This is a genomic window from Actinomadura livida, from assembly GCF_014648675.1.
GTDB lineage: Bacteria > Actinomycetota > Actinomycetes > Streptosporangiales > Streptosporangiaceae > Spirillospora > Spirillospora livida.
This window is the reverse complement of record NZ_BMRO01000012.1, coordinates 132,419-146,492: the sequence shown is the minus strand read 5'-3', so window position 1 is coordinate 146,492 and position 14,074 is coordinate 132,419. Positions and strand designations below refer to the sequence as shown.

Sequence of the window (14,074 nt, the reverse complement as noted above, 5' to 3'; positions counted from 1 at the left end):
GCGTGGCGGTGTGGCTGCCACGCGACCTGGTCAAGTGTAGGGGACGCAGCGGGTCGGCGTGCAAACGGTTAGTCGGGTTCGGTGGTGCGGGCGGGGGATGCCGTGTTCAGGGGGGTCGGGCTGCGGGACGGCCAGTCGGACGGGAACTCCGACGGGAACGGGGACGTGGGGGACGGCGGCGGGGACGAGGGCGGGGGCGTGGGGTCGATCGTGCGGTCGGGGTCGGGTTCCAGGTGGCGTTCGATGTTGGCCGAGGTGAGGCCGAGGCCGCCGAGGCGGAGGTCGTCCCAGCCCTGGAGGCGGTGGGTGGCGCGGCTGAAGTAGAGGACGGAGAGTTCGATCGGGGTCGGTTCCTCGTGTTCGAGGCCGCGGAGGCCGGCGCCGCCGGTGGAGCCCTGGACGAACAGGCGGGTGCCGGTGGGGAGGAGCCTGCTGGAACGGGTGTGGGCATGGCCGGCCAGGACGAGGGGGGTTGCGCCGGAGAACGCCTCGCCCTCGGTGGGGTCGTGGGTGGCGACGATGTCGGGGGTGGTGCCGGTTTCGCGGAGTTCGGCCGCCAGGCGCTGGCCCTCGGCGCGGATCTGGTCGGCGCCGGTGAAGTCGTCGCGGGTGCTCTTGTCGGGGGTGTAGCGGGGATCGCCGACGCCGTAGATGCGCAGGCCCTTGACCTCGCGGGTCTCGTTGTCCAGGACGACGGCGTTCTTCTGGTCGTCCACGGCGTCCTCGGTGCCCTTGGAGTCGTGGTTGCCGCGGACGTAGACGTAGGGGACCTTCAGGTCGGAGATGTCGTCGGCGAAGCGGTCCTCGGCGGCGCTGCCGTGGTCCATGAGGTCGCCGGTGTCGATGATCAGGTCGACCTTGAACTGGGTGGTGACGGACTTGATGACGTTCCACGCGGCCGGGTTGAGGTGGATGTCGGAGACGTGCAGGACGCGGAGCGTGGACGGGTCCGGCTCGTAGGTCGGCAGCGTCGAGGTCGTGGTGTAGAGCTCGGAGACGTTGCCGACGAGGCGGGCGAGCTGGGCGCGGTACTCGGAGAAGCGTTCGACGATGCTGCGGGCGTCGCCGACGATCTGGGGGGCGTTGGCGAGCAGGCCGGTGTAGCGGGGCTCGGCGATCGAGTGGGGGTTGAACGTCGCCCAGGTCAGGAGGGTGACGCCGGCCAGGCCGAGGGCGGCGGAGCCCATGCCCAGGAGGGCGCGGCGCCAGGAGCGGAAGACGACGAGGCCCGCGAGGAAGCCGGCGAGGAGGGCGACCAGGGCGGCGCGGACGAGGACGGTGGCGACGCCGTCGCGGATCTGGTCGGTGATCCGGTCGGTGAGGCGGTCTAGCTCCGTGCCGTCCTCGATCAGTTTCTGGGCCTGCTCGGGCCGGACGTCGGTGAGGCTCGCCTCCAGTGAGACCGGGCCCCAGTGGGTGTCGAGCTGGAGGGAGCCGAGCGGGGGGAGTTCGAGGGTCGTCCCGCCTTGCAGGGACGGGCGGAGGGAGAGCTGGACGTCCGTGGGGCCCACCGCGGTGACGGTGCGTCCGCCTAGGAGGAGGCCGGCGTAGCCCGCGGTGAGGCCGACGGCCATCACGAGGAGGACGCGGGACGTGCGGCCGGTGACGGCGGGGCGGACGCGGCGGGTGACGGGGGAGCAGAAGTCCCGGACGGGGGCGGTCCGGTCGCGGAGGGCGCCGCGGGCTCGCGAGACGCGCTGGCGCAGGGGCGTGAGGACATCGGTCAGCGCGGTGCGGACCTTGGGCACGTGTTCCCCTTCTGTCGTGCAGGATGGCCAGTGTGATCGAGTTGTCGCAGGACGAGTTCGAGGACCTGGTGGGCGAGGCCCTCGACACCATCCCACCCGAGTTGACCGCCCACATGCGCAACGTCGTCATCGTCGTCGAGGACGAGGCGCCCGAACGCGGTCTTCTCGGGCTGTACCAAGGCGTACCCCTCACCGAGCGCGGTGACTGGTACGCCGGCGTCCTGCCCGATCACATTTCGATCTACCGGAAAGAGATTCTCGAAATCTGCGACACACCGGACGACGTGGTCGAAGAGGTGAGGATCACCGTGGTGCATGAGATCGCTCACCATTTCGGGATCGATGACCGGAGGCTACACGAGCTCGGATACTGACCTCGGGGATTGCGCACTGTAGGTCACACAACTGCCACGCAGCGTGAGTTAATAGGAGGGTCGCCCAACACCGGGCGGGCTGAACTGGAGCATGCGTGGCGGGAAGGCAGGCCGGCAGGCATCGCCGTCCGCCGGAGGAGCAGGCGACCTACCGCGAGGTTTTCGCGGTGGGTGAGTTCCGTGCCCTCTGGCTGGCGCAGGCGCTGTCGTTCGTCGGCGATCAGTTGGCGCAGGTGGCGCTGGCCGTGCTCGTGTACGACCACACGAAGTCGCCGCTGCTGACGGCGCTGGTGTACGCGCTGACCTATCTTCCGCCGATCGTGGGCGGGCCCGTGCTGTCCGGGCTGGCCGACCTGTTCCCGCGCCGCACCGTCATGATCGTCTGCGACGTGGTGCGCGCGGGGCTGGTGGCGCTGATGGCGGTGGTGCCGATGCCGGTCGGCGCCCTGTCGGTCCTGGTGTTCCTGACCGTCCTGCTGGGCGCGCCGTTCTCCGCGGCGCGCGCCGCCGTCCTGCCGGACGTCCTGGAGGGCGACCGGTTCGTGGCGGGGACGGCGATCAACAACATCACCCACCAGGGCACCCAGATGCTGGGGTTCCTCGCGGGCGGCGCGGTCGTCGCCGCCGTCGGGACGCACGAGGCCCTCGCCCTGGACGCGCTGACGTTCGGCGCGTCCGCCGTCATCCTGATCGGCGGGGTCCGGCGGAGACCGGCGTCCAAGAGACGGAGTGCCGGCGACTCGCTCGGCCTGTGGCGCGGGACGCGGGACGGCGCGCGGCTCGTGTTCGGCGACCCGGTGCTGAGGTCGCTGGTGCTGTTCGCGTGGCTGTGCGCGTTCTACGTGGTCCCCGAGGGCCTCGCCGCGCCGTACGCGGCGACGTTCGGCGGGGACGCGGTCACGGTCGGCCTGCTGCTGTCGGCGATGCCGACGGGGATGGTCATCGGCGCGTTCCTGTTCAGCCGGTTCGTGCGGCCCACGAACCGGTTGCGCGCGATGGGCTGGATGTCGATGCTCGCCTGCCTGCCGCTGATCGGGGCGGGCGTGCACCCGCCGCTGTGGGGCGTCGTCGCGCTGTGGGCGCTGTCCGGCGTCGGCAGCGCTTACCAGCTCGCGGCCAACGCGGCGTTCGTGTCCGCGGTGCCGGCGGCGGGGCGGGGGCAGGCGTTCGGCCTCGCGCAGTCCGGCATCCTCGCCGGGCAGGGCGTCGGCATCCTCGTCGGCGGCGCGGCGACGCAGGTGCTCGGGCCGGAGACGGTGGTGGCGCTCGCGGGCGTGCTGGGCCTGTCGGCCGCCGCGGTCCTCACGCTCGTGTGGAACCAGGTCCGCGGCGACGTCATCGCGGGCGTGCGCCCCCCTGGCGAACCCGTGGTCGTCACCTCGTCCCACACGGGCGACCTGACCAGCGGGGTCAGCCGCTCGGCCCCCGCCTCCTAGGCGTTCGTGCGGTTCTTGTTGAGGGCGTCCTTGGACTTCTGCACGGCGTCCTGGACGGTCGGGGAGTCGCTGGCCTTCTTGAACAGGTCCTCCGCGATCGACTTCGCGGCGCCCTCCTCGGGGATGAGCACCCACGCGATCACGTAGAGGGCGAGCCCGGCCCCGCCGAACAGCGTGAACACGGCGAGTCCGAGGCGGATGACGTTGGCGTCGACGCCGAGGTACTGCGCGGCACCCGAGCAGACGCCGGCGAGCATGCGGCCGTCATGGGTGCGGCGCAACTGCTTCTGCGGGGTACCGGTGGTGTTCTTCTCCATGTCCATGCCTCGATCATGCCCACCCCGGAGCGTCTCTGACATCCGGATTCGCCCTGATCCGCCCCTGAGTGAACCCCTGCCCGCTCCGGGCGGCGCCCCCGACGTACCCTCGTGGGCGGAACCGCCCGCTGGAGGAGGCCCGGATGGACGTGCTGCGGATCGACGACCGGCTCACCGACGAGGAGCGCATGGTCCGCGACACCGTGCGGACGTTCGTGATGGAACGGGTCGTGCCGCACGTCCCGGAATGGTTCGAGGACGGCACGTTCCCCGTCCGGGAACTCGCCCCGGAGCTGGGCAAGCTCGGGCTGCTCGGTATGCATCTGGAGGGCTACGGCTGCGCCGGGATGAGCGCCGTCGCGTACGGGGTGGCGTGCCGGGAGCTGGAGGCCGCCGACTCCGGCCTGCGCAGCTTCGTCTCCGTCCAGGGCTCCCTGTCGATGACGGCGATCCACCGGTACGGGTCGGAGGAGCAGAAGGAGCGGTGGCTGCCGCGGATGGCGGCGGGCGAGGCGCTCGGCTGCTTCGGCCTGACCGAGCCCGACCGCGGCTCCGACCCCGGCGACATGCTCACCCGCGCCCGCCGCGACGGCTCCGACTGGATCCTGAACGGCGCCAAGATGTGGATCACGAACGGGTCGGTGGCCGACGTCGCCGTCGTCTGGGCGCAGACCGACGAGGGGATCCGCGGTTTCCTCGTCCCGAAGGACACCCCCGGGTTCACGACCGGTGACATCCACCGGAAGATGTCGCTGCGCGCGTCGGTCACGTCCGAGCTCGTCCTGGAGGACGTGCGCGTCCCCGCGGACGCGATGCTCCCCGGCGCGCAGGGCCTCCGGGGGCCGCTCGGCTGCCTGTCGGAGGCGCGGTACGGCATCGTGTGGGGCGCGATCGGCGCCGGACGGTCCTGCTACGAGGCGGCGGTCGCGTACGCCAAGACCCGCGAGCAGTTCGGCAGGCCCATCGGCGCGTTCCAGCTCACGCAGGAGAAGCTCGCCTGGATGGAGGTCGCCCTGGGGCAGGCCGGCCTGACCGCCCTGCACATCGGGCGTCTCAAGGACGAGGGGAGCGTCACGCCGCAGCAGATCTCGTTCGGCAAGCTCGCCAGCGTCCGCGCCGCCCTCGACGTCGCCCGGCAGGCCCGGACGGTCCTCGGCGCGAACGGGATCACCCTCGAATATCCCGTGATCCGGCACATGAACAACCTGGAGAGCGTCCTGACCTACGAGGGGACCCAGGAGGTTCATCTGCTCACGCTCGGGAAGGCGGTGACCGGCCTGGACGCGTTCCGTTAAGTGACACTGGACCCCTCCGCGTAGGGTTACTCAGTGGACGCCCGGCCACCGAGCTGGGCAGACTCGCCAGGTCAAGAGATCAACCCAGAGGGAGCGGCATGAGAGTCGGCATCGTCGGGGCCACCGGACAGGTCGGGGCCAAGATGCTCGAAATCCTGGCCGAACGCGCATTTCCCATCGACGAGCTGCGGCTGTTCGCCTCGGCCCGGTCGGCGGGCCGCAAGCTGCCGTGGAACGGCACCGAGATCACCGTCGAGGACGCGGCGGCCGCCGACTACTCCGGCCTCGACGTAGCGCTGTTCTCCGCGGGCAAGACCACCTCGAAGGCGCTCGCCCCGAAGGTCGCCGAGGCCGGCGCCGTCGTGATCGACAACTCCTCGGGCTGGCGCCTCGACCCGGACGTGCCGCTCGTCGTCGCCGAGGTCAACCCGCACGCCGCCGCGAACCGCCCCAAGGGGATCATCGCGAACCCGAACTGCACCACGATGGCGGCCATGCCCGTCCTGCGGCCGCTGCACGACGAGGCGGGCCTCGCGGCGATGGTCGTCTCCACCTACCAGGCCGTCTCCGGCAGCGGCCTCGCGGGCGTCGCCGAACTGCACGACCAGACGTCGAAGGTCGTGCCGAGCGCCGACAAGCTCACCCACTCGGGCTCCGCCCTGGAGTTCCCCGAGTCGTCGGTGTACGTGCGGCCGATCGCGTTCAACGTCCTGCCGATGGCCGGGTCGATCGTGGACGACGGCCTCGCCGAGACCGACGAGGAGCAGAAGCTCCGCAACGAGAGCCGCAAGATCCTGGAGATCCCGGACCTGAAGGTCTCCGGCACCTGCGTCCGCGTGCCCGTGTTCACCGGCCACTCACTGCAGATCAACGCCCGCTTCGAGCGCCCGATCACCCCCGAGCGCGCCGCCGAACTGCTGGGCGCCGCACCCGGCGTGGCCCTGTCCGACGTCCCGACCCCACTCCAGGCCGCGGGCCAGGACCCGACCTACGTGGGCCGCATCCGCCGTGACGAGACCGTCGACAACGGCCTGGCCCTCTTCTGCTCCGGCGACAACCTCCGCAAGGGCGCCGCCCTCAACACCATCCAAATCGCGGAGCTGCTGGCCGGGGCCTAACTCGCGCGGCTGCCTCGGACCTCCAGGGAGTCGAGGAGGGCGGCGGTGCTGCGCGCGATCTCCTCGACGGCACGGTCGAACGCCTCCGCGTTGTGGGACGCCGGGGCGCGGAACCCCGAGATCTTGCGGACGTACTGGAGCGCCGCCGCCCGCACGTCGTCATTGGTCACGTCCTCCGAGTAAGGCGGACGGAGCGTCTTGATGCTTCGGCACATACCCCCATTGTGACCCCCGCCTACGACGTTCCACCCCGGCCCGAGCCATCGGGCGCAAGCGGGCGACGGCCGCAACGGCGGGCGCTGACGCGCACCCTCGGACGCGCTGACCTCAGCCACCACCGCAACCCCGCGACAACCTGAACCGTCGCGATTGCGTCCGAAGGCAGGTTTCGAGCGAAGCAAGAAACCTGATCGCGCAGCGAGCCGCTAGGCGAGTCGAAGCGATGCAGCAATCGCACGCTTTTGTAGGCGTGAGGGCCCCCAGGGCCCTCGCGCCTACAAAAGCAGTAAGCAGGCGCGAGGGCCCGGCGGGGGGCGGGGTCCCCGGTGTGCGGCGGTGCGCGGGACGGGCCGAGATTCGTCCCGTGCGGCCGCCTGCGGTCAGCCCTGGGGGTGGAGAGGGGCTGTCCAAAATTGCATCGCGGCGGCCGGGTGGTGTCAACGGATCAAGCCGCCACTGGATTTTCAACTGTGCTGAACGGGGCCGTTCAAAATTCTGAAACCGGCTTCTGAGCTGCGGTGATCAGCTGCTGAACGCGATGTTGTCGACGCCGGCCTCGACGAGGCTGGCGGTGCCGGCGTCGGCGGCCTCCACGAGGATGCGGACGGTCTGCCCGGCGTAGGCGGAGACGTCGGCCTCGTGCGTCCGCCAGGAGCCCGCGCGGTTGGACGCGGCGCCCGGCTGGTTCAGGACGGTCGTGGACCCGTTCGGCCCCACGACCGACACCCGCAGGTAGTCGGACGACGAGCTGTTGTTCAGGTGGGCGAGGTACCAGGAGAACGACAGGGTCCGCGTCCCGGCGGGGAGGGCGATCTGCCCCGAGCGGACGGTGCTGCTGCCGCCGTCGAGATCGTTCGCTCCGGCGTCGCTGCCCGCGGCCGCGCCGGTGGTCAGCGCGCCGCTGCCGTTCGCGGCGGCGAGCTGGAGGGCGGTGCCCGAGTAGCTCGTCGGCTGCGGTGTGCCGCGCTCCCAGGCGCCCGCCGTCGCGGTGTCGGTGCCGCCCGAGTTGGCCGTCCAGCCCGTGTTGGTCTCCAGGTCGTCGGTGTAGACGACGTCTCCGGGCGGTTCCTGGGTGCCGCCCTCGCCGCCGAGCGTCCACACGGCGTGGGCGATGGCGTCGGCATTGCGGTCCAGCGCGGTGTCGTTGATGTTGGCGGTGGTGTCGCAGGAGGCGTGGTAGCAGCGGTCGAACGCCACCCCGGCCTGGCCGCCCCAGAGCTGTGCCTGCTGGGTCGTCTTGCGTCCCTCGGCGCCCGTGAAGAGCCCGCCGGCGGGGATGCCGACGCGGATGAACGGGCCGTAGTCGGAGCGTCCGTCGAACGCGGTGTCCTGGACGGGCACGTTGATCGACGTGAAGTGGCTGCGCAGCACCCGCTCGATCTCGGCGGAGCCGGCGGGGCCGCCGCTGCCGCTGGATCCGTCGCCGTCGTAGGCGAAGTAGCCCGGGTTGGGCGAGCCGATCATGTCGAAGTTGAGGTAGCCGCCGATCCGCGACCGTTCGCTGGACGGCAGGTTGTTGACGTAGTGCGTCGAGCCGATCAGGCCGAGCTCCTCGGCGCCCCACCAGGCGAACCGGAGGTGCCGGTCGGGCTGGTAGCCGGTCCGGGCGACGGCGAGCGCGGTCTCCAGGATCGCGGCGGAGCCGGAGCCGTTGTCGTTGATGCCGGGGCCCGCGGTGACTCCGTCGAGGTGGCCGCCGACCATCAGGACGTTGTTCGCGTCCCCGCCCGGCCAGTCGGCGATCAGGTTGTAGCCGGTGGCGCTGCGGTAGGTGAACGACTGGATGGCGGTCTGGTAGCCGGCCGCGTCCAGCCTCGCCTTCACGTAGTCGAGGGAGGCGCGGTAGCCGGGGCGGCCGTGGGCGCGGTTGCCGCCGTTGGCGTTGGCGATGCTCTGGAACTGCGTCAGGTGCGCCTTGACGTTCGCGAGCGGGATGTCGGGTGCGGCGAGCGCCGCGGCGGGGGGCGCCGCCGACGCGGCGCCCGGCAGGAAGGCGGCGACGAGCAGGGCGGCCGCCCCCAGGGTGGCCATCTTGCGCGATCTCATGTGAACCTCCAGGTGGGGGACGCGGCCCGTGACGGGGGAGCGGGCCCCGTCACGGGCCGCGGGCAGGGGGCGGTCAGGAAGCGGCGATCTGGACGTTGTCGATGCCGGCCTCGACGAGGCTGGCGGCTCCGGCGTCGGCCGCCTCGACGACGAGCCGGACGCTCTGGCCCGCGTACGCCGACAGGTCGTACGTGGCGGTCTGCCACGATCCGGCCCGGTTGGTGGCGGCGCCGCTGGCGCTCAGCGCGGTGCTCGACCCGTTCGCCCCGACGACGCGGACCCGCAGGTAGTCGTCCGCGGAGCTGTTGTTGAGGTGGGCGAGGTACCAGGAGAACCGCAGCGACAGAGTTCCGGCGGGAAGGGCGATCGCCGGTGACCGGACGGTCGTCGCGCCGCCGTCGAGGTCGTTGGCGCCCGCGTCCGAGCCGGCCGCGGCGCCGGTGACCAGGCCGGCGCTGCCGCCGGCGGCGGCGAGCTGCAGGCTCGTCCCGGACCAGCTGGTCGCCTGGGGGGTGCCGCGTTCCCAGGCGCCTGCCGTCGCGGTGTCGGTGCCGTCGGGGTCGGTCGTCCAGCCCTGCGCGGACTCGAAGCCGTCCGAGAAGACGGTGTCCGGCGGCTGCTGGCCGCCGCCGCAGGACTGCTCGCCGCTCTGCTCGGGGACGCTGACCGCGCTCCAGGCCGCCTTCACCGCGTTGCACTCGGTGGCGGAGCCGGGGAACAGCTCCAGCGCGGCGTTGACGGTCTCGACGCGCGCCCTGGCGTGGCTCCAGCTCGTCACCTTGCGGTTCAGGCCGCCCATGAAGATCTGGCCGGCCTTCTGGATCCCGATTCCGGTGACGGTCGAGCCGTTGCACGTCGGGCTGGCCGGGCCGCTGGCGGGGTTCGATCCTTCGGCGAGCAGGTAGAACCAGTGGTTCTGCGGGCCCGCGGCGGCGTGCACCTCGGTGCGCGGGATCGAGGACGAGTAGCAGTTCGGGTCCCCGAGCGCGGCCGGGTTGTACATGTTGCGGATCGGGCCGCTGCCGACGAGGTCGACCTCCTCGCCCACCAGGTAGTCCGGCGGGTCCAGGCTGGCGGGCTCGTTCATGTAGTGCTCGGTCAGCGCGCCGAAGATGTCGCCGGCCGACTCGTTCATGCCGCCCTTCTCGTTGCCGTTGCCGCCGCCGGCGCCGCCGGGCGTGTTGCTGAACACGGCGTGGCCGTTCTCGTGCGCGACGACGTCGGCGCTCGTGGCCTGGCGGGTGCCGGCCGAGTTGCGGCCGTAGTTGGTGTAGCTGCCGTTCCAGAACGCGTTGGCCTGGTTCAGGCCCACCCGCATGGGGAAGCCGCCGCCGCTGCCGTTGAGGCCGTTGCGGCCGAGCCAGCTGCCCAGCATGTCCCACTGCTTCTGGACGGCGTACATGGCGTCGACGCAGGCGGTCTCCAGGTTGGTGCCGCTGCCGTTGCCCCAGGCGCTGTCGGTGCCGGTGTAGGTGGAGCCGTTCTGGCCGCCGCAGCGGACGCCGGAGCGCAGCGGGTCGGTCATCGACGTCGCCGCCGTGCTGATGTCGACGGTGCCGTGGTAGTGGCTCTGGTCGTCGGCCACGGCGGCGCCGGCGGCGTCGCGGACCTCGTCCCAGGTCTCGGTGACCTTGCCGGTCTTGGCGTCCACGTACACGTGCAGCTTCGTCGGCGCCTTCTCGTGGGTGCCGGTGACGACGGTCTCGTAGACGAGGCGTCCCGACCCCTCGGCCATGACCATCAGGCGGGGCGCGGACGCGCTCTCGACCTCGGACACCTGGGCGCGGGACGTCTTCGCGGCCTGCGCCGCCGAGATCTCGGCGTCGGTCGAGACGTCGAGCTTCCGCGTCTGGCCGAGGGACGTGCTGAGCACCCCGCCCCCGGCGTCGGTGGTGACGACGAAGTCACCGCCGTAGACGGGCAGGTCGTCGTAGTAGCGGTCGTAGGAGACGTGCTGGAGGCCGCGCAGGCCGGAGGTGACTCCGCGCCGGACGATCTTCTCTTCGGGGGCCTTCTTGAACTCCGCGGGCTTCGCTGCGACGAGGCGGTCGGCCGCGTCGGCGGCGAGGGTGCGGGGATCCGGACGGGCGGGGGCGGTGCGGGCGGCCGCACCTGTGGCGGGAACGGACAACGCCACGGCGAGGCCGACGGACAGTGCCGCCGCCCCGATCGCGGTCTGGTGTCTCACGGGGGGTGCTCCTTCCACGTACCGGGCGGGGCAGCGGCCGCGGAGGTCCTTGTGGGAGCGCCCCGCGGGGTCCGTCACCCGTCCGGCTGGGGGTGTGGTGGGTGGGGAACTCATCCGGATGAGCTGCCCGAAGTGCACTCCCAATTGTGAAAAGTGTCAATAATTACAATTCATATTGGATTTTCAGTTCGTCGGGGGCTTTGAATGAAAACTCGGAAAACGGGCTTCAGGCAGCGCGAACGGGCCGGGCCGGTGGTGCCGGCCCGGCCCGTCCGGTCGGGAACCTTCGCGGAGGGATGAGCGTTCGCCGCCCCCTCCGGGGTCAGGGGGAGATCATGCGGCAGAGCCAGGAGAGGGCGAGCGGATACCGGTAGTCGATGCCGCCGTGCCCCGCGTCGAACAGCTCGAAGTGGACCACGTCCTCCTGCACGCCCGCGTCCAGCAGGGCCTTGTGGAATGCCTGCGCGCCCACGTCCAGGTACCACTCGTCGCGCGTCCCGCCGTCGATCCAGATCGCCCGCTGCGAGCGCATCGCCTCGGCGTGGGCGGGCACCATCCGCACCGGGTCCCACGCCAGCCACCGCTCCCACACGTCCTGCCTCAGGACGCCGCTGACCGGGTCGAACGGCAGCTCCGGCGTCCCGTCGTCGCGCGCGGAGTAGCAGACCGCCATGCCGAGGATGTTGAGCAGTTCCATGTCCTCGGGCTTGGTGAACGCCACGCGCCCGTTGAAGTCGTCCCACCACCGCCAGATGTCGCCGCCGTACTTGCGCAGGTGCCGGACGCACTTGGGGAACTCGGTCAGGTAGCAGTACTCGAACAGGGCGTCGCCCGCGTGCGTCGCGAGCGCCCCGAACAGGTCGGGGCGCAGCATCGGCGTGATCATCGCACCGTAGCCGCCGCTGGACTTGCCGCTGATCGCCCGGTGCTCGGGCGCGTCGAGCGTGCGGTAGCGCCCGTCCACCCAGGGGACGACCTCGTCGCAGATGTAGGAGTGGTAGCGGCCGGTGCCGGGGGAGTCGACGTACTGGCTGCCGCCGTGCGCGGTCCAGGCGTCCACGAACACCACGATCGCGGGCGGGGCCTCGCCGGAGGCGAACACGGCGTCGGCCGTCTCGGGGAACGGCTGGCGGTAGGGCGTCCGGTTGCGCCAGATGCCCACGTGCCCGGTGAACCCGGTGATGACGTACACGCTGGGATAGCGGCGTTCCGGCTCGTCGTCGTAGCCCGGCGGGACGTACACCAGGACGGGACGCTCGTGCGGGTCCTTCAGCGGGTTCTCGCGCAGCAGCTCACTGCTGACGACGTGCTCTTCCAGGCGTCCGGCGAACTCGGCGGACCACGGCAGCATGCGCACTCCCTCATCGGTAGTTGATCACTTCGACGCTAACCCAGCCCGCCGCCCGCCGGAACGGGTGTCACAATCCGGGGATCCGGCTCCGTCTTGCCGGAAACGGGGAAGGAGACCCACATGACCGAGAACGCCCGCCGCCTTCGTGAGCTGCACCGTCCCGGCGACCCGCTGCTGCTGCCGAACGTGTGGGACGCGGCGAGCGCCGCCACCGTCCAGGAGGCCGGATTCCCCGCCCTCGCCACCGCGAGCGCCGCCGTCTCCGCCATGCTCGGATACCCCGACCACGAGGGCGCGCCCGCCGAGGAGATGTTCGCCGCCGCGGGACGCGTCATCCGCGCCGCCTCCGTCCCCGTGACCGTGGACGCCGAGGCCGGGTACGGGCTGCAGCCCGCCGAACTGGTCGAACGGCTCCTCGCCATCGGCGCCGCCGGCTGCAACCTGGAGGACACCTACGCAGGGGAGCTCGCCGAGCCGGAGGCGCAGGCCGAGTTCCTCGCCGCGGTCCGGGAGGCGGCCGGCGACGCGCTGGTGATCAACGCCCGAGTGGACACGTTCATCAACAAGGCCCCGGATCCGCTGGACGCCGCGATCGCCCGCGGCCGCCTCTACCTGGAGGCCGGCGCCGACTGCGTCTACCCGATCACCGCGCCGATGGACGCCGTCCCGTCCCTGGTCAAGGGCCTGCCGGGGCCGGTCAACGCCAACAACTTCCCCGGCTCGTCCCTCGCGGACCTGGCCGCCGCGGGCGTCGCCCGCGTCTCCTACGGCCCGCTGCCCTTCCGCCGGACCCTGGAGGCGCTGAAGACCTTCGCGACCCGGGTGATGGCCCGCGAGGACCCTTATGCGTGATACATGTGAGCCCGCCCACTCCCGGCCACCCTTGCAAGCACTCACTTACAGTGGCACAGTGAGACGGAAATCGCCTCTATGTATCATGGAAGTGAGGTCCGAATGACCGTGACACTGGAGGAGATCCCCCCGAAGACCGTCCGGGACTCCATCAGCGGCCTGGCCCTCGCCGCCGCGGCCGCGAACGTGGTCATGCAGCTCGCCCGGCTGCCCGTCGGGCACGGAGTCGCCAACAGCAAGGTCGACAGCGGCCGCGTCGACAAGCACCCGATCAAGCGGACCCGCACGACCCTCACCTACATCGCCGTCGCGCTGCTCGGCACCGACGAGGAGCGCAAGGTGCTGCGCCAGGAGGTCAACCGCGCGCACCGGCAGGTCCGCTCCAAGGAACCCGTCCCCTACAACGCCTTCGACCCCGAACTGCAGCTCTGGGTCGCCGCGTGCCTCTACCAGGGCGTCGAGATCATCCACGACGTCCTGTACGGGAAGCCGTCCCCCGAACTCGCCGGGGAGCTGTACCGGTACGGGTCCCGCCTGGGCACGACCCTGCAGGTCAAGCCGGACATGTGGCCGGCGGACCGGGACGCCTTCGAGGAGTACTGGCAGGACGGCCTCAAGAAGATCGAGATGGACGACGTCACCCGCCGGTACCTGCGCGACCTGACCGAGCTGCGCTTCCTGCCCGCCCCGGTCCCACTGCTGTTCGGCCGCCACCACACCTTCGTGACCCTCGGCTTCCTCCCGCAGCAGTTCCGCGACGAGCTCGGCTACACGTGGACGCCCCGCGACCAGCGCCGCTTCGACCGCTACACCCGCCTGCTCGGCCGCGTCAACGGCCTCCTCCCGGCCCCGGCCCGCCTGTTCCCCTTCAACCTCTACCTCCGCGACTTCCGCCGCCGAGTAAAGACCAACCGCCCCGTCGTCTGACCCTCAGCGGGGCGGCTGATCGTCGGGTGGGGGGTCGGTGGCGGGTTTGGTCACCAGTTCGAATTCGCCTCGGTGGCGTTCGGTGCCGGCCACGACGGCGTCCTCCAGGACTTCGGCGCCCTTGTCCTGGCGCTGCATCATGGGGTCGCTGCGGACGTCCTTGGCCAGGGAGAAGCAGAGCAGGATCAGGACGAGGGTGAACG

The 14,074-nt window shown here is 71.4% G+C and carries 12 protein-coding genes and 1 pseudogene; 6 read left to right on the top strand and 7 right to left on the bottom strand.

All coding sequences use genetic code 11. The features are described 5' to 3' along the window. Nucleotides 1-68: 68 nt before the first annotated feature. On the bottom strand, nt 69-1,748 hold the full coding sequence (locus tag IEZ03_RS27055) for a metallophosphoesterase family protein (protein WP_229808608.1): 1,680 nt from the start codon (nt 1,746-1,748) through the stop codon (nt 69-71). Nucleotides 1,749-1,771: 23 nt separating this feature from the next. Here IEZ03_RS27055 and IEZ03_RS27050 point away from each other — a divergent pair, with 23 nt between their 5' ends. Both IEZ03_RS27050 and IEZ03_RS27045 read left to right on the top strand, forming a co-directional pair. Further along, a complete protein-coding gene (locus tag IEZ03_RS27050) occupies nt 1,772-2,122 on the top strand; it encodes a metallopeptidase family protein (RefSeq protein WP_221480542.1) in 351 nt (116 codons plus the stop codon). 95 nt (nt 2,123-2,217) lie between these two features. Next, nucleotides 2,218-3,558: an MFS transporter gene (locus IEZ03_RS27045; RefSeq protein ID WP_184879881.1), complete on the top strand. Its 1,341-nt coding sequence runs from the start codon at nt 2,218-2,220 to the stop codon at nt 3,556-3,558. Here the strand turns inward: IEZ03_RS27045 and IEZ03_RS27040 are convergent. Beyond that, nucleotides 3,555-3,881: a PspC domain-containing protein gene (locus IEZ03_RS27040; RefSeq protein WP_184879883.1), complete on the bottom strand. Its 327-nt coding sequence runs from the start codon at nt 3,879-3,881 to the stop codon at nt 3,555-3,557. The genes IEZ03_RS27045 and IEZ03_RS27040 overlap by 4 nt on opposite strands. Before the next feature lie 137 nt (nt 3,882-4,018). On the opposite strand from IEZ03_RS27040, the gene IEZ03_RS27035 reads away from it, so the two are divergent. Continuing rightward, complete coding sequence (locus IEZ03_RS27035; RefSeq protein ID WP_184879885.1) at nt 4,019-5,170, top strand: acyl-CoA dehydrogenase family protein; 1,152 nt, start codon at nt 4,019-4,021, stop codon at nt 5,168-5,170. 98 nt (nt 5,171-5,268) lie between these two features. Then, nucleotides 5,269-6,288 (top strand): aspartate-semialdehyde dehydrogenase, encoded by a 1,020-nt coding sequence (locus IEZ03_RS27030; protein ID WP_184879887.1) that lies wholly within the window; start codon nt 5,269-5,271, stop codon nt 6,286-6,288. Here the strand turns inward: IEZ03_RS27030 and IEZ03_RS27025 are convergent. From IEZ03_RS27025 to IEZ03_RS27010, 4 genes are all read right to left on the bottom strand, one after another. Then, nucleotides 6,285-6,503: a DUF2277 domain-containing protein gene (locus IEZ03_RS27025; RefSeq protein WP_184879889.1), complete on the bottom strand. Its 219-nt coding sequence runs from the start codon at nt 6,501-6,503 to the stop codon at nt 6,285-6,287. The genes IEZ03_RS27030 and IEZ03_RS27025 overlap by 4 nt on opposite strands. A gap of 526 nt (nt 6,504-7,029) precedes the next feature. Continuing rightward, entirely contained in the window at nt 7,030-8,553 is a 1,524-nt protein-coding gene (locus IEZ03_RS27020) for a M28 family metallopeptidase (RefSeq protein ID WP_184879891.1), read from the bottom strand. A 73-nt stretch (nt 8,554-8,626) separates the two neighbouring features. Then, nucleotides 8,627-10,741, bottom strand: a complete 2,115-nt coding sequence (locus IEZ03_RS27015; protein WP_184879893.1) for a M4 family metallopeptidase — start codon at nt 10,739-10,741, stop codon at nt 8,627-8,629. Between the two features lie 322 nt (nt 10,742-11,063). Next, on the bottom strand, nt 11,064-12,092 hold the full coding sequence (locus IEZ03_RS27010; protein WP_184879895.1) for an alpha/beta hydrolase: 1,029 nt from the start codon (nt 12,090-12,092) through the stop codon (nt 11,064-11,066). A 120-nt stretch (nt 12,093-12,212) separates the two neighbouring features. Between IEZ03_RS27010 and IEZ03_RS27005 the strand changes: the two genes are divergently transcribed. Further along, a complete protein-coding gene (locus IEZ03_RS27005) occupies nt 12,213-12,944 on the top strand; it encodes an isocitrate lyase/PEP mutase family protein (protein WP_184879897.1) in 732 nt (243 codons plus the stop codon). A gap of 102 nt (nt 12,945-13,046) precedes the next feature. Next, nucleotides 13,047-13,871 carry an oxygenase MpaB family protein gene (locus tag IEZ03_RS27000; RefSeq protein WP_184879899.1) on the top strand — a complete coding sequence of 275 codons (825 nt, stop codon included), beginning with the start codon at nt 13,047-13,049 and terminating at the stop codon, nt 13,869-13,871. Between the two features lie 3 nt (nt 13,872-13,874). Here the strand turns inward: IEZ03_RS27000 and IEZ03_RS38200 are convergent. Beyond that, nucleotides 13,875-14,074, bottom strand: a pseudogene (locus IEZ03_RS38200) (hypothetical protein); the annotation flags it as partial.

What these genes read in the sequence shown, in the direction of transcription:
- IEZ03_RS27050 (WP_221480542.1), top strand. Translation starts at nt 1,772, where the DNA reads ATGGCCAGTGTGATCGAGTTGTCGCAGGACGAGTTCGAGGACCTGGTG.
- IEZ03_RS27040 (WP_184879883.1), bottom strand. Translation starts at nt 3,881, where the DNA reads ATGGACATGGAGAAGAACACCACCGGTACCCCGCAGAAGCAGTTGCGC.
- IEZ03_RS27035 (WP_184879885.1), top strand. Translation starts at nt 4,019, where the DNA reads ATGGACGTGCTGCGGATCGACGACCGGCTCACCGACGAGGAGCGCATG.
- IEZ03_RS27030 (WP_184879887.1), top strand. Translation starts at nt 5,269, where the DNA reads ATGAGAGTCGGCATCGTCGGGGCCACCGGACAGGTCGGGGCCAAGATG.
- IEZ03_RS27025 (WP_184879889.1), bottom strand. Translation starts at nt 6,503, where the DNA reads ATGTGCCGAAGCATCAAGACGCTCCGTCCGCCTTACTCGGAGGACGTG.
- IEZ03_RS27020 (WP_184879891.1), bottom strand. Translation starts at nt 8,553, where the DNA reads ATGAGATCGCGCAAGATGGCCACCCTGGGGGCGGCCGCCCTGCTCGTC.
- IEZ03_RS27010 (WP_184879895.1), bottom strand. Translation starts at nt 12,092, where the DNA reads ATGCTGCCGTGGTCCGCCGAGTTCGCCGGACGCCTGGAAGAGCACGTC.
- IEZ03_RS27005 (WP_184879897.1), top strand. Translation starts at nt 12,213, where the DNA reads ATGACCGAGAACGCCCGCCGCCTTCGTGAGCTGCACCGTCCCGGCGAC.
- IEZ03_RS27000 (WP_184879899.1), top strand. Translation starts at nt 13,047, where the DNA reads ATGACCGTGACACTGGAGGAGATCCCCCCGAAGACCGTCCGGGACTCC.